We start from the raw sequence: 14942 nt of genomic DNA on the forward strand, positions 1-14942 counted from the left end.
GCCCGGCCAAATCGTCATTGGCCCAGACCACTCTAGCGTTCGCGCGCGAGGCTGGCCACAAGCTGGTCGAGGCTGACGTCGCCGCACATCCGCATCGCGTGGCGCAGGCTGATCCTGCCGACTTGCTGGCGCATGATGACCGGCAGGCAGGCCGGCCCCGCTCCGGTCAGCACGAAGGCCTGGCCGACCAGGACCGGTTCGGAGAAGGGCGCCCACTGCACGGCCACGAATGGGACCTTCGGCCAATATCGCTGCTGGATATGGAAAGGCCCGCCACCGACGCGACTCGTGACGGGCCTTCCGAGTACGCCGGGCTTCCCACCGCCCGGCCATTTGCAAAACCAGCCGGCGGCGCGATCGTTCCATCAGGAAGCGCGGGCACCTCTGGGAGACGGGCTCACGGACCTTTGCGGGTCACTATTTGTGGATGAGCCATTCTATCAAGCCGGTCTCGGCCAGCTCGCAGCCGGTAAACTCGTGAACCAGGCTTTTGGCCAGATCGCGCCATTGACACTCGGGCACGTTCGCTTGCGAAACCAGATCTCGAAATACAGCGCGCAGAATGTCGGCATCGAACGCTGAGACGGGAACCGGGTCTGTAGCTTCCCAGGCTTGACCGTTGTCATCGCGTTGGCGTTGGCGAAGCTGTTTCAGAAGCTCGCGCGATTGCGCGATCGCGCGCCTGGAATGGTCCATTTCACGGCGAAAGGCGATGTTTCCAGCAATGGAACGATGTCGTAGCAGGAAGCTGGCTTCGATAGCTGCCCGCGCCACGTCTATATGGCTTCCAACCATCGCTACCTCCCTGAGGTTGTTTTTTACGCCTCCGAAGGTGCATCTCAAAGGGGATTCAGCGTACGGTTTGGTACAAAACCCGCCTATGCGGTTGAGCACACCCGCGCGGTTGCTCAATTCCTGTCGGACGGCTTCGAACGCATCCTCGACACCGTCTCGCGCTCGGCGCGTTTGGAGCGCAGCGGCGGCAGGCCACGGTCGATCAGGTCCATGTCCTCCAGCACCATGTCGCCCATGCGTTTGAAGGCGATGTCGAGGGCGCCGGCGCGATGGGCGGAGCGCAGGAAGCCGGGCAGCGCGCGCACGGGATGGTCGACTGCCAGCGGCTCCTCGGGAAAGACATCGCTGGCGGCAAGGATGTGGCCGCTCTTCACAGCCGCCATCAAGGCGGGGAAATCGACCACGCCGGCACGGCTGAGCAGGATGAAGGCGGCTCCCTTGCGCATCCTGCCAAAAGCATCGGCGCCCAGAAACCCCTGGTTCTCGGAGGTTACCGAGGCGACGACGAAGACGAAGTCGCTTGATGACAGCACCTCGTCCAGCGAGGCCGGCTCGACGCCGTTTTCCCTCAGGATCGACGGCGGCAGCCAGGGGTCGAACACCTTCGTGTGGGTGCGGAAGCCCGACAGCAGGCGGTTGAGGGCGCGGCCGAGATCGCCGAAGCCGATGATGCCGACATCGGCTCCTGAAAGCAGCCGCGCCGTCTGGTTGCCGTCGCCGCCCCACAGTTCCTCGCCTTTGCGGAAAGCAAGATCGGCATCGACGATGCCGCGGGCAAGGTTGAGCGCCATGGCCAGGCCGAGCTCGGCTACCGGCTCGGCGAAGACCAGGCCCGTCGTGACGACATGGATACCCCGTGCGAACAGTGTTTCGTAGGGCATGTTGTCGAGGAGGTTGCTCTCGACATTGAAGACGCAGCGCAGCGCCTTCATCGCCTCAAGCGTCCGCGGCGAGATCGGCGGCTGGCCGACGATGTAGCGGGCCTCGGCCAGCACCTCGGCCGGCAGCCGCGCCACGCCGTCGGGCGTCGTCTCGACGATGCGATAATGCGCCTTGAGGCGCGCCAGCTGCGGCGGCGTGAAGATCAGTTCGAGCGTGCGCGGCTCGGGCGCGCTGATCACCAGCGGCAAGGCGGTGTCTGACATTGGCAAGGTCCTCCCACGCGCCTTGTGGCGCTTTCTCGATCCTAAATCTATCCCGTGCCGGCGGATTTGAAAGCACGGTAGACCAATTCACCCGGCGCAGGCGTTCGAACAATCACCACGGCCGTCCTGGTACGATTGACATTGGCGGCGAAGCCGGTGTTCTCTACGGTTTCAAACAAGGGGAGATGGCTGGTGAAGAAATACGAGAAGCCAACCTGGCAGAAGCGCGAACGGCTTTCGGCCGTCACTGCTCTCGCTGGACCTTCAGGGTTACCGTCCTGAACGCATTCGCCTGCTGAAACAAAGGCGCGATCGACCGATCGCGCCTTTTGCCTTTGCGAACGAGAAGGCCGTCACCCACGCCGCTTCGGCGGTGCGGGCTTCTGTCGCTCGCCGCTTGGCTCGGCGGACAGTCGCTGTTTGCGAAGGCGCTCGGTCTTTGCGTCGCGGGCCTGCCGTTCGGCGTCGAGGATGAGCCGCGACTCGCGATCGGCTCTCTCAAGCTTATGCTTGTCGACCAATCGGGCCACTTTGTCCTCCGGCAGCGTGTCGCATTCCATGAAACCAACGCCGTTCGGCAAGGTTCCCTTGGGTGTGGGCTTTGAGATCGCGTCAGGATTCTGCGTGGTCCGATCGCTCGGCGCGATGACCGGCCTGCCAACTGGTGAGTTGGCGCTCGGCCTCCGATATGGTCACGCTCATCAAGCCGTCAAATTCGGCCATGGCTTCCATATGCCCATGATCAATGATGGATTTGCGAAGAATGCGCATTGCCAGAATAGCATCCTGCAACGCGCGGTCGATATTCTTGACCATGACAGGATCTCCTGCGGGAATAACCTGTCGGCAAGCCGCTTGTTCCCACCGAACGGCACTGGATCTGCTTTTTGAGCGCGATGTCGCTGTCCCGGTGAAGCGCTCCAGCGGTTTCCTTCTCCGGGAGGGGTGGAGCCAGGTTAGAGGTAAGGCCCTCAGGACAGAACCACGATGACGATAAAGGGTGGAAAGCCCCCTCACGCCATGCCCGGCTCCCGCCGCATTCCCAAATGGCGCACCTTGCGGCCGATGATCATCAGCCTGCGTGCCGTATTGTTGCGCAGGCGCCGCGCGCGCCATTCCAGCCCGGTTTCGGTGGTGATCCGCCTAGCGTAGACACTCACACGCATGCCGGCCTCATCGGAGGCCAGCTTGACCGGATCGTCATAGAAAGCGGCAATCTTGTCCGCCGCCATGCCTGGCGTTTCCAGCCAGCGTGGAATGTGAACGGAATGGAGCTGATCGACGTCGATCATGACCCGCCCTATGCCGACGCCCGGCGTCGGGCATGTCGTCCAGAACGCGTCACCGATGAAGACGACCCCGTCGCGGCGATGGCCTTGCGTCGTGGTCAGGTTGATCTGCCGGACCTCGACGGGACTTGAGACAGCGAAGTTGCCGCATTGCGCCGATATTTCAGGCATCAATTCGCAAAGCATTTTCTGCGGATTGGCCCGAAAGTCCCTCGTCCATTGTTCGGCCACGGTGCGATAGACGAACATGTTGGCCCGCATCTTGTCGCCGAGAGGAAAGACGGTGATGTAGGCGACGCGGTCGCTGGCCCGCCTGCCGTAGCAGGTGACGGCCTGGTAGCCGCACTCGCGCGGCGGAATGGCGAGGTCGAAACCCATCGACAGCGAATGAGCTTTCGATTGCTCGACCCGCTCGACGCCGATGGCGCGCCGCACCGCTTCGCTGTGACCGGTGGCGACCACCAGCAGGCGAGCCGTGATGACCCTGCCGTCGTTCAGCACAAGGCGCTGCCGGTCCGGTCCGGTCGAGACCTCGGCGACCTTGCCGACCGTTATCGGCACTTGCGGGGGAAGGGCATCGCGCAGCCCGTTGATCAACGCTCCATAGGAAAATGCGTATTCGGGCCTGCGCTCACGCGCGAACAACTGGCCAAGGCGGAAGACATGAATGTCGTCAAACGGCGTGACGAGCCGCATGATCGTTTTGTCGAGGCCGAGCTTCTCGAACAGCCGTATCTGATCGGTACCGATTTTTTCGGCCCGGAACTCGTCGTGATGAACGCGGTGCGGATCGATCAGTGCCACCTTGCGGCCGGCTTTTGCCAACACGGTTGCCAGCGTGGTGCCGGCCATTCCGGCGCCAACGATCGCCACGTCGACCTCGATGGGGTCAGCGTCGGCGGGGGTGATATCGCTGCCCTTCATGCTGGTCATCTTCTGTCTCCACAATCCGTGGTGGAAAATATCTTCCGGACCATAATCAACCTCAAGCAACCAACGCGGGTGGCCGGTAGTAACAAACGTTTAGGTTAACCACGGCCACCTCTTTTCCATCGCGGCGCGATCGCCGAGCCGTCGATGAACTCCAGGCCGCCCGCCTCGTTGAGCGTGTGCAGCTTACGCCCACTCCATAGCGCGCCGGGGGTTAAGATCGTCTCGACACGCTGCTCCATGCCGTTCAAATCAAGGTGAGTGACGCGTGCGATGCCAAGGGCGCCGCCGTAGCTCCTGCGGCAGTCCTGTACCGGACGCAGCAACTGGCCGTCACGTTCGACCATGCGTCCGGCCGGCCGCGCCGAGGCGATGTCGATCAGCACCGGATTCCTGGGATGCGGCGTCCAGGGGCCGCGAAAGTCCGGCGCCGACCACAGATGCAGCGCGTCCGAGAAGGCGCCGCCGCCGCCCCGGGCGCTGCCTTCACCGTCCCGGACGGTGGCGAACAGCCACCACGAGCCGCCATGCTCGACCAAGGTGGCGTCGCTGGCGACGATGTCGGACAGCAGCGTCGCTTCCTTGACCCATCCGCCCGGGAAGGCCGTGGCGCGGTAGAGATCCACCGTCCGGTTGGCGCAGCTTTCGGGAACCATCCAAACCTCGCCGTCACGCTCGAAGACGAAGGGGTAGGAGAGATGGTAGGGCAGATCGAGCACCGGCTCCGGACTGCCGATTGGCCCCGACGGACCAAAGGGCACGGCGGAAATGATGGCTCGGCCCAGGCGGTGGATATAGTCCTCGACGAACAGGGTTACCTGTCCCTGATGAAGGATCGGGAACGGATCGGCGTAGAAGCGGCTGCCGTCGTCGGGCAATTCTCGCCAGCCAGAGGCCGGATGCGCGCGCAGGTCGAACAGATCCCGCCCGCCGGTCTGGCGCCAGCCGACCTTCCAGTGCGGGGCGTTGTAGCAGAGATGGTAGATCTTCTGGACGACGCGGCGCGCCAATGCCTTGCCCGCCCTGACGCCGAGCTTGCCGGCCGAGGGCAGCGATGGCGGCCCCCTGCCGTCCTCCGGCTCGGGCAGGGCGGGCAGGGCGCCCCGCGCCGCGCCCGTCACCGCCGCCAGGATCAGGCTTGCCGTGCGCGCCAGCATGTCTTGGAACGAGGCGAGCGCGATGCCGCCATATTCGGTGCCCAGGCGTCCTTCGGCGACGACGGCGCCGTTCTCCTCGATGCAGGCCCGCGGGGTCCGGCCATCGAGGATCGACGCCAGCAGGGCCGCTTCGCCGCCGGCGCCGTCATAGGTCACATGCCAGACGCGTGTTCCTTCCATTCGCACATCGCCGCAGAGGTCGAGCACGAGGTCGGGCGCGGCGGCGGGCTGCGTGCGGTAGGGTGCCAGCGCCGACAACGGCAGGCGCTTGGCCAGTCCGTCCGCGGGCAAGCCATGGATGACCGTTTCAAGCCGGAACAGTGCCGCGACGCTGCCTGGAATGCCGCTCCCGGCTGGGCGTGCGTCGACGCTGACCGCGACCTCGGCGAGCGCGGCCAGGCGCTGCAGCAGCAGCAGGTGAAAGGCACGGAGGCAGTCGCTGTCCAGGCGCAGGCTCACCTGCATGTCGCACCCCTAGAATTCTGATATTCGGTATTGGCCGGTGTTCGATTTTTAGGCACGATCGGTGGGCGACGGTCGGACTGGAGGAAGATGTTGCTCCATTCCATTCGTTTCCCGCTCGCTCGCGCCCTGTCAACACGGCCCATGCCTCTGCTACGCAAACTCCGTGCCAAAAATCAGAAGAGCTCCCAACATAATTAACAGTGTTTTAACAGTTGGAGTAATAGCTAAGCTTAAGCCGCAATTTAAGCTTTTGGGGCACATGGAGTGTTGTCGGAGCGACCTTTGCAATCATCCCTGCTCTCGTTGCCGCAACAACACGCTCCAGAGGTGATGCAATATGCGCCGGAGCCACCGCCGGCCGCGTCCTATCCGTCCTCGACCGTCGAGCTGGGTGACCTGAAGCGCATTCTGGTGCGCCGCCGTTTCCTGATCCTCGCCACCGCCGCGCTGCTGACCCTCGGGGCGCTGCTCTATGGACTGTTCACGCCGGCGCTTTACAGCTCGGTGGCGGAGATCATCGTCGATCCGCAGGACCTGCAGGTGGTCACCAACGACGTCAATCCGAGCCGCGTTCCGCCTGATGGCGGCATCACCATGGTGGAAAGCCAGGTTGCCGTCGTCCAGTCGAGCGGCGTGCTGCTCAGGGCAATCGCGGCGACCAACCTGACCGAGGACCCGGAATTCAACGGGCAGGGCGGGTTGTTGAGCCGCCTGCTCGGCGGCGTGCTGGGCTCGGGCTCGGCCGAAACCGACAAGGCGGGCAAGACGCTCGATGCGCTGCGCCGGCGGCTTGCGGTCAAGCGGGCCGACAAGGTGCTGGTCCTCGACGTGATCGTTACCGCCAAGAGCGCCGACAAGGCGGCGAAGCTCGCCAATGCCATCGCGCAGGCTTACCTGGCGGATCAGGCGAGCGCGCGCGCGAAGATGGCCACGGATGCTTCCGACTCGATCACGGCGCGGCTGGACGAGCAGCGCAAGCGCGTCCAGCGGGCCGAGAATGCGGTCGAGGCCTACAGGTCGGCCAACAACATGGTCATGGCCGCCGGCAATCTGGTCAGCGACCAGGAACTGACCGAGATCAACACGCAGCTCGCCGCCGCGCAGAGCCGCACCGCGACGCTGAAGGCGCAGGTCGACCAGTTGCGCCGGTCCGGCGGCGCGCCGGACGCGACCTCGGAAGCGATGCGCTCGGCGGTGATTTCGAGCCTGCGGGCGCAGGAGGCGACACTTGTCGACCAGGTTTCGCAGCTCGGCACGGAGCTCGGGCCGCGCCATCCTTCGATGATGGCGGCCCAGCAGCAATTGCGCGACACGCGCGCGCTCATCGCGCGCGAACTCGGTCGTATCGCCGCCGCCGCCGAAACCGACTACGAGCGCGCGCTGGCCAACCAGCAGGCGCTGGAAGCGAAGGTCGCGGGCATGAAGAGCAAGTCGCTCGACACCGACCAGGCCTCGGTCAAGCTGCGCGAACTGCAACGCGATCTCGAGGCGGTGCGCTCCGTCTATGCCACTTATCTGCAACGGGCGCAGGAAACGCGCGAGCAGGTCAATGTCGACAGCACCAATGCGCGCATCATCTCCGACGCCATGCCGGCCCTGAAGAAGAGCTGGCCGCCGCTGTTGCTGCTGGTGTTCGGCGCGTTCTTCGGCGGGCTGGGGCTCGGCACCGGCATGGCGCTGATCGCGGAATATTCATCGCCGACGGTGCTTTCCAGCGCGCAGATGCAATCGGCCATCGACGCGCCCGTGGTGGGCGTGCTGCCGGCAAAATCAGCGCGCCGCCGCTGGTGGCCTTTCGGCGGCGCCGCCGCGCCGGCCGGACAGAAGATGGACGCCGTCGCCGGCCTGGCGTTGAGACGCCTGTTCTCCTCCAGCCGGCGTCCGCCGAACTGGCCACTGGTACCGTCGATCCTGGTGACGTCGGCGCCAGAGGACGCCGCGCAGCGGGGCCGGGTGGCGCGCCTGCTGGCCAACGCGGCGGCTGCCAGGGGCAGACGTGTCCTGTTCATCGACACCAACAATGCCGGCGGCAGCCAGAAGGAGCCGCAGCCAGGTCTCCTCGACGTGCTGCGCGGCGAATACGCCTTCGAAGCGCTCAGCCAATACGCGCCCGGCAGCAACGTCGCGCTTCTCGGCAAGGGTCGGCCGAAGGCTGCTTTTTCCGAGGCGCAGGGCGTCTATTTCACACAGCATATGCTGGCCCAGGCGAGCCGCAATTTCGAACTCGTCGTCGTCGATGGCGGCGCGCTGGCCGACAATCTCAACGCCTCACCGCTGGTCGCCATGGTCGACGAGATAGTGCTCGTCGCCACGCTGAACGCGACGCCGATGCGCGACGTCACGGCGGCCTCGCAAGCCATTTCGGTCATGGGGCGGTTGCCGACCGGCGCCTTGCTGGTCGACGAGGCGGCCTGACATGGCTGCCATCCGGGGCGCCGCCCGGTCCGCCACCCCGGCGGCCGGCTGGGCCGGCCAGGGTCAAGCCCCGACCGCGCCCCGCACCGGCAATTCCGTGGACTGGGTGACCGGCTACGGCCTTGTGGCGGTGGTGGCGCTGCTGTTCAGCATTTCGGGTGGCATGCTGTGGCTGGTGGGCTACAATTACGACGGCCTGACCGGCAATCCGGCGACCAAGATCCATCCTTCCACCTATCTGCTCGTGCTGATGTTTGCCTGGCGCGCCTGCACGTTCGGCAACCCGGTAGGCTATACGCTGGCCATCGCCGACAGGCGGCCTGCCAGCGCGCTGCTGGCCGTCATGTCGATCATGCTGCTGGTCGTCGTCATCGTCAGGCAGCGCCCCGGCATGGCCGGCATGATCGACACGTTCGTGGCGGCGGCGCTGCTGGTGATGATGCTGGCCGAGGCCGACGAAAAGACGTTCGCCCGCATGCAAACCGTGGTGCACGCGGTGATGACGGTCAACGCGCTGCTGGCGCTGTTCGAGTTCGCCACCAAGACGCTGGTCTTTCCCTACCGGCTCGACGGCGAGGTGTTCATGAACGACCTGCGCTCGACGGCGCTCCAGGGCCATCCTCTGTCTAACGCCACGATCACCTCGATCTATGTGCTGGCGCTGCTCTCCGGTTCGAAATCCCTGTCCATGCCGCTGCGGCTCGGGCTGATCGGCCTGCAATGCGCGGCGCTGGTGGTATTTGGCGGGCGCTCGGCGATGGTGACGACGATCGCGCTCGGCGGCATCTATCTGCTTTTCAGTGGCGTGGCTTATCTGCGGCGAGGACGCATCAGCCTGCCGGGTGCCGCCCTTGCCGTCATGCTCGCCTCGCTGCTGCCGGTCGTGGTGGTCATGCTGTTCTCCTACGGCTTCTTCGACGCGCTGCTGGAGCGCTTCGTGTCCGACAGCGGCAGCGCCAATGCCCGCGTCGAAATGTTCGAGTTGTTCAAGCATTTCGAACTGCGCGACTTGATTGTGGGGCCCGACATCGATCTCATCGAAAGCCTGCGCCGCATCAACGGCCTCGAACAGGGTATCGAGAACCCGATCATCCGCCTGCTCCTCTATCAGGGCGCCTTCTTCACCCTGCTGTTGTTTTTCGGCTTCGCGCTGTTCATGCACGAAGTGGCACGCCGCTGCCATCCCGGCATCTGGCTGCCGATGCTGGGCTGGCTGATCCTGCTCAACACCTCCGAAAGCCTGGCGTCCAAGACGACGCTGATGACCAAGTTCGTGGTGATCGCGCTGGCGCTTTACAGGCCGGTGAAGGTGGCGGGGCGTCCGGGCGCACAAGGGGTGCCGAGGTAGCGCTGCTCTACGGCGACAAGGAACTCGGCCGCATTTGGAAGGCGGTTATTCCGGCATCCTTAACCCGAGTGCATCCACCATCGCCGGGTCGAGCGAGCGGGTTTTGTCGTCCATCATGCCCATGCCGTCGAACAGGTCCCAGAAGGCCCAGGGGAAGCCGGATGCCTCGGCGCTCTGCCTGACATCGGCGATGTAGCGGGCGCGGTCGGGATTGGGGGCGGCGACGTAGCGGGCGTCGGTGCGCAGCGCGCCGAATTCGCCCATAATGACGCGCGTCGGGGCGATGCCGTGGCTGTCGGCCCAATCGCGCGCCTGGCCGATATATTTGTCGACGAACCAGCGATCTGGCCTGGCGTCGAAATAGACCTTCAGCACGCGTTCGGTTTCGGCATAGGCGGCCTGCTTGTCCGCTTCCGAGGTTTCGGTGTCCCCGGCCATGCGGGCCCTGACCGAGGCCAGCGTGCGTTCGAGCAAACCGGCGGAGGCTGGCCATGGCACGTTGTTGAGCGCGCGGTAGACCGGCTCGCGCATCCAGGGTGCGCCCTGATGGCTGAACAGATAGGGTTCGTAGAAATGGAAGGTGAACAGGATCGGCTCGAAGGCCGCCAGCGGTTCCGGATCGAGCGCGGCAAGCCCGCTCACCATCGAGCCGCAGCCGCCGGTGACGACCAACGGCAACGTCTGGGATGACGCCCTGGCCGCCGCCAGGAGGGCCGCCTGGACGTTCGACCAGACGTTGGAGGAGCAGGATTGCGGCGGTTCGTTGACCGGCTCCAGTGCTACCATGCCCGACGGGAACCGCTGCAGCCTGTTGGCAAGCGTGCCGACCAGCGCGCGATAGGCTTCGAATTCGGGCGCGGCTGTGCTGGAGACCATGCGGTCGGGATTCCAGTAATGAGTGGCGCCGTTGGCCTGCACGTTGACGATGATGCCGAGATCCGCATCGATGACTGCCGCGACGGCATCGTCCAGCATCGCCAGCAATTTTGCGCGCGTGGCGGCATCGGCGGCCAGGAACGGGCCGGGATCGACCGGCAGGCGGACGAAGTCGAGCCCGGTCCGGCGCAGCCGGCGAAGGTCGTCCGGTGTCGGCACCGGCCGCTGCGACTGGAAGGGCGGCCAGTCATAGTCGGTGCGCGGCGCGGGAAACTCACGCGTCAGCGCGAACCAGGGCCAGGCGTTGACGCCGCGGCGAAAACGCCATTCGCCGGTGGCGGCCAGCGCGGGCGATGCGGACGAGAGTGCTGCCGTTGCGGGCACCAGCGCCGTCGACAGCGCGGTCCTCAGCAGCCGCCGTCGCGACCAGCCCGTCATACGGCGCCGGGCGAGGGACGGTCGACCGGCTGGGCTGCGGCGGCGCTCACGCCCAGAAGCCGGTAGGCTTCGGTTTCATAGGCAAGCAGGACATCGTCCCAGCGGAAAGCTTCGTTGGCGCGGGCTCTCGCGGCCGCGCCGCAGGTCCTGACCAGCGCGTCATCCTCTATCGCCTGCCGCATCCGCTCGGCGCAACTCTGCCGGTCGGTGAAATAGATGGCGGCCGCGCCGGCGGTCCATCTGTTATAGGGGTTGTCGTGGGCGATCACCATGTTGCCGGCGGCCAACGCCTCGACCAGCGACGGGTTGGTGCCGCCGACGGTGTGGCCATGCAGATAGGCGCGCGCGTGAAAACGCAGCGCCTTCACCGCCGCCTGGTCGTAGATGGCGCCGGGCAGCACCACCGAGGCGTTCGCCGCCTTGCGGACGGCGACATGGTAAGGGATATCGGGGGAAAGCGTGCCCAGGACCACCAGCTTCATGTCGCGCTTCTGGCTGCAGAAGGCTTCGACCATGGGCAGAATGTTGTTGTCGGGCTCGATACGCGCGATCGAGATCAGGTAGTTGCCAGGCTCAAGGCCGAGCGCGCGCACCGGCGCCTCCGGTGCCGATGTCACCGGGTCGGCGCCATAGGTGATGGTGGCGATGGCGCTGCGCGGCCGGCGCGTCGCCAGGTGATCCGCGATCACCGGATGGTCGGCGACCAGGCGGTGCGAGGCCCAGGCGCCGATCCATTCGTTTAGCCAGAACCATGTGCGCGCAGCCATACCCCATTTTGGCCGGCGCCACTCGATGCCGTCCATGTTGGTGATGATCTTGCGCCGCATCAGCCTCAGCCAGGTCAGGAAGACCGCGCCATTATAGCCGAGCACCAGGCAGATGCCGGGCCGCCGGGCGGCGTCGAGCGCGCATTGCCAGTCGAATTCCAGCGTCGCGCGGGGACCTTTCGAGGCGACCTGGACGTGGATGAGATCGATACCGTTCCAGGTGTCGACACGCACCCTTTGGTCGACCCGCTCGACCTCCTCCTGGCAATAGACGCCGACCTTCCAGCCGCGCCCGGCAAGAAACAGCGCCAGCTTCTCGGCGAAGGTTTCAAAGCCACCATGGGCCGCTGGAATGCCGCGCGTCCCGAGGATCAGGATGGTGGGCATTTCAGGTTTCATGGCTGCTGGCGCTTTCAAATCCGCTCGATTCCGCAATGCGCGGCCGTCCCCTCTGGAAACCACAGCCCAGCGATATCCGTGCCAGACTCAGTTCCAGCCATCATCGCACCGGGGTGTAAAATATTTCTTCCAGCGGCCGGAGTTGTTTCACTATCGGTCAACTATCCCAGCGTATGTGTATCGAAACAAGGCAATGCCGCGACCGGGCGACCTGCAGACGGAGAAATCAGGGCCGGCATGATCCTTGCTCATGGACTTCTGTGCGCCACACCGGCGGAGGACGTGCAGCATTTGGTATGGTGATCCGGGTTCTACATCCGCTCGTCACCATGCCGGCAACAAGTGAAGTCCAAAGGGGTGTTGGGCTTGAAGTCTCCAGTCGCCTGTTCTGTCAGGCGGCGGGATCGTCAAACTACCCCTGGCAGAAAGATGCATGGGAATATGCGGATTGCATGCGTCCATCAGGGCTATGAACTCTATGGTTCCGATCGCAGCTTCGCGGAGAGCGTCGCCGCGTTGCGCGCCGCGTTTCCTTCAGCCGATATCGAGGTCGTCCTGCCGCGCAGCGGACCGATCGTGCGGATCCTCGAACCGCATGCGACCCGGATCGTCTTCGAGCCGCTCTGGGTGCTGAGGCGCCAGGCGATTGCGCGCCTTGCCACCATCGAGATGGCGCGGCTGCCGGTCGCGGTGCTGAGGGCCTGGCGGCGGCTCCGGGATTGCGATCTCACCTATGTCAACACCTCGATCGTGGCCGACTATGCGCTTGCCGCGCGCCTGCTGCCGCACAAGGCCGTGCTGCACATCCACGAAATTCCCGAAGGCGCCATGCGCAGGATCCTAGTCGGCCTGATGCACTGGAGCCATGCCGATCTCATCTTCAACTCGCGCGCCACACGCGCCGCGTTCGGCGAGCCCAGATACGCGCGCTCCCATGTGGTCTATAACGGCGTTGCCGGCCCGGCCGCGGCCGAAGCGACGACCTATGACGGCAAGCGGCCGCTCAAGGTGCTGCTGCTTGGCCGCATCAACAGGATCAAGGGCCAGGAAGTGCTTTTGGAGGCGATCGCCTCGTTGCCGGCGGAACTCAAGTCGAGGATCGAGGTGCGGCTGGTCGGCGGCGCCTTCGAAAGTACCGAGCGCGAACGCGCGCTCGCCGAACTGGTCGGCAGCATGGGGCTCGGCGGACGCGTCAGCGTGCTGCCCTTCATCCCCGATCCCTCCGAGCATTATCGCTGGGCCGATATCGTCACCGTGCCCTCGCGGCGTCCCGAATCGCTCGGCCGCGTCGCCATCGAGGCGATGGCCTACGGCCGGCCGCCGCTGGTGTCGGCGATCGGCGGGCTGGTCGAGGTGGTGAGCGACGGTGAGACCGGCTGGCATGTTCCGCCCGGCGATGCCGCCGCCCTTGCAGCCAAACTCGAGGAGATCATCCTGCGGCCCGAGGCCTGGCGCTCCTTTGTCGCTGCCGGGCGGGCGCGCTACGAGGCGGTCTTCAGCGAACCGGTCGCGGCGGCGGCGATCGCGGCGATAGCCGCCGACAAGCTGAAGACAGCCATCGCCAGGCCGGGGCGGACGGCAACCACCCGCCAGGCGGAGACACGGCCGTGAAACTTCCTGGCCATCTGGTGCGGCGTCTCGTGCTGATGATCGGCGGCGAGGCGATGCAGAGCGGCTTCCACTTCGCCCTCAACATCGCGCTGCTGCATATGCTTTCGGCGCAAGGCTACGGCCTCTTTGCCATAGGCATGGTGATGGGCGGCGTCGGCCTGTCCTACATCAGGTCGCTCACCGCCGTTCCAGCCTCGATATGGATGGGCAAGAGCACCAACAGCGCCGGCGTCGATGCCTATGACGTTGCCTTCGGGACGGCGGCGCTGGTTGTTGCCTTGCTGATGGCCGTCGGCACGGCGATCGTGATGCGTCTCTTGGGCGACCCCAGCGGAATTGCCGCGGGCTGTTTCGTCGGCGCATGGTCGCTGCGCAGCCACATGCGCACGGCCTTCTTCGCGCGCCGCCAGCAGGTGATCGTTTCCGTCAGCGATGCCGCCTTCACGATCGCCGGCACGGTCATGGCCGGCCTGGCGATCTGGCTGGCCAAGGACGCGCTGCAGACCGTGTTCTATGCGCTCGCGGCGGCCAATGTGTTTGGCATCTTCGTCCTGGTCAGGCTGGCGCGCCGCACGATGCGCATCAGCTTTCGCATGCCGACACGGCGGCGCTATGCGAGGCTGTGGTCCCAGCTCTGCTGGTCGGCATTCAGCGCCACCACCACCAACATCCAGGGGCAATGCCTGGCGCTGCTGGTCGCGGGGATTGCCGGGCCGGCCGCCTATGCGCCGCTGGCGGCGGTGCTGGTGCTGTTCGCGCCGCTGCGCATCAGCAGTCTTGCCTTCGTGAACATGACGCAGCCCGAACTCGCCAAGCTGATGCGCAACAACGAAACGCGCCGTGTCTGGGCGCAGGCAAAGCTGTGGGCCGTTGTCATGGGCCTTGGCGCGGTTGTCTATGGATGCGCCATCCTGTTCGTCCTGCCGATGATAAAGTCCCAGGCTCTCCAGGACGCGTCGGTGGGATTTATCGGGTTTTTCGTGATCGCGAATTTCGTCCCGATCATGCTCTACATCATGCCCCGCATCGTGCTCGAGATAATGGGTGACTTCCGCATCGTCGCGTTCATAACCCTGGGCGGCGCCATCGTCGGGCTGGCGTTGATCGCCATCCTGCTGTCGATCGCCTCCCCGCCATGGGCGCTGCTGGGTTCGGCGGTCTCCGAGATCTTCGTGCTCGTGGCATCATGGTATTTCGTGCATCACCGCATGTGGAACATCGAACACCCGGACCAGCAGCGCGACAGCCGCCTGGGCTCCTGGCGACGGGCGGTTTCGTTCGCCGCGGTCAAGCGATAGGAGAAGGAT

At 65.3% G+C, this 14942-nt stretch carries 14 protein-coding genes; 4 read left to right on the top strand and 10 right to left on the bottom strand.

Annotation, left to right across the window (positions count from 1 at the left end; translation table 11 throughout):
- Positions 1-32 precede the first annotated feature (32 nt).
- The 8 genes from MESAU_RS14760 to MESAU_RS14795 form a co-directional block, all read right to left on the bottom strand.
- A complete protein-coding gene (locus MESAU_RS14760) occupies positions 33-227 on the bottom strand; it encodes a hypothetical protein (RefSeq protein WP_041163396.1) in 195 nt (64 codons plus the stop codon).
- 190 nt (positions 228-417) lie between these two features.
- On the bottom strand, positions 418-795 hold the full coding sequence (locus MESAU_RS14765; RefSeq protein ID WP_015316830.1) for a hypothetical protein: 378 nt from the start codon (positions 793-795) through the stop codon (positions 418-420).
- Between the two features lie 113 nt (positions 796-908).
- Positions 909-1940: a hydroxyacid dehydrogenase gene (locus MESAU_RS14770; RefSeq protein ID WP_015316831.1), complete on the bottom strand. Its 1032-nt coding sequence runs from the start codon at positions 1938-1940 to the stop codon at positions 909-911.
- A gap of 47 nt (positions 1941-1987) precedes the next feature.
- Positions 1988-2188, bottom strand: a complete 201-nt coding sequence (locus tag MESAU_RS14775) for a hypothetical protein (protein ID WP_041163397.1) — start codon at positions 2186-2188, stop codon at positions 1988-1990.
- Between the two features lie 105 nt (positions 2189-2293).
- A complete protein-coding gene (locus MESAU_RS14780; RefSeq protein WP_015316832.1) occupies positions 2294-2521 on the bottom strand; it encodes a hypothetical protein in 228 nt (75 codons plus the stop codon).
- 31 nt (positions 2522-2552) lie between these two features.
- A complete protein-coding gene (locus MESAU_RS14785; protein ID WP_015316833.1) occupies positions 2553-2756 on the bottom strand; it encodes a hypothetical protein in 204 nt (67 codons plus the stop codon).
- Positions 2757-2953: 197 nt separating this feature from the next.
- Positions 2954-4162, bottom strand: a complete 1209-nt coding sequence (locus MESAU_RS14790) for an FAD-dependent oxidoreductase (RefSeq protein ID WP_015316834.1) — start codon at positions 4160-4162, stop codon at positions 2954-2956.
- Between the two features lie 95 nt (positions 4163-4257).
- Positions 4258-5781, bottom strand: a complete 1524-nt coding sequence (locus tag MESAU_RS14795; RefSeq protein WP_015316835.1) for a glucosamine inositolphosphorylceramide transferase family protein — start codon at positions 5779-5781, stop codon at positions 4258-4260.
- Between the two features lie 282 nt (positions 5782-6063).
- On the opposite strand from MESAU_RS14795, the gene MESAU_RS14800 reads away from it, so the two are divergent.
- Together MESAU_RS14800 and MESAU_RS14805 are read left to right on the top strand one after the other, a co-directional pair.
- The gene (locus MESAU_RS14800; RefSeq protein WP_015316836.1) at positions 6064-8196 is read left to right on the top strand and encodes a GumC family protein; all 2133 of its coding nucleotides are present in this window, start codon (positions 6064-6066) and stop codon (positions 8194-8196) included.
- 1 nt (position 8197) lies between these two features.
- Positions 8198-9544 carry a VpsF family polysaccharide biosynthesis protein gene (locus MESAU_RS14805; RefSeq protein ID WP_015316837.1) on the top strand — a complete coding sequence of 449 codons (1347 nt, stop codon included), beginning with the start codon at positions 8198-8200 and terminating at the stop codon, positions 9542-9544.
- Positions 9545-9589: 45 nt separating this feature from the next.
- Here the strand turns inward: MESAU_RS14805 and MESAU_RS14810 are convergent, their stop codons facing one another.
- Together MESAU_RS14810 and MESAU_RS14815 are read right to left on the bottom strand one after the other, a co-directional pair.
- Complete coding sequence (locus tag MESAU_RS14810; RefSeq protein ID WP_015316838.1) at positions 9590-10858, bottom strand: glycoside hydrolase family 5 protein; 1269 nt, start codon at positions 10856-10858, stop codon at positions 9590-9592.
- Positions 10855-12024 carry a DUF1972 domain-containing protein gene (locus MESAU_RS14815; protein ID WP_041163399.1) on the bottom strand — a complete coding sequence of 390 codons (1170 nt, stop codon included), beginning with the start codon at positions 12022-12024 and terminating at the stop codon, positions 10855-10857. The genes MESAU_RS14810 and MESAU_RS14815 overlap by 4 nt, the downstream gene beginning before the upstream one ends.
- Before the next feature lie 441 nt (positions 12025-12465).
- Here MESAU_RS14815 and MESAU_RS14820 point away from each other — a divergent pair, with 441 nt between their 5' ends.
- A complete protein-coding gene (locus MESAU_RS14820; protein ID WP_083883006.1) occupies positions 12466-13635 on the top strand; it encodes a glycosyltransferase family 4 protein in 1170 nt (389 codons plus the stop codon).
- Complete coding sequence (locus tag MESAU_RS14825) at positions 13632-14933, top strand: MATE family efflux transporter (protein ID WP_015316841.1); 1302 nt, start codon at positions 13632-13634, stop codon at positions 14931-14933. Before MESAU_RS14820 ends, MESAU_RS14825 begins: the two co-directional genes overlap by 4 nt.
- The last annotated feature ends 9 nt before the right edge of the window (positions 14934-14942 follow it).

Origin of the sequence: Mesorhizobium australicum WSM2073, assembly GCF_000230995.2 — a bacterium.
GTDB classification, from domain to species: Bacteria; Pseudomonadota; Alphaproteobacteria; order Rhizobiales; family Rhizobiaceae; genus Mesorhizobium; species Mesorhizobium australicum.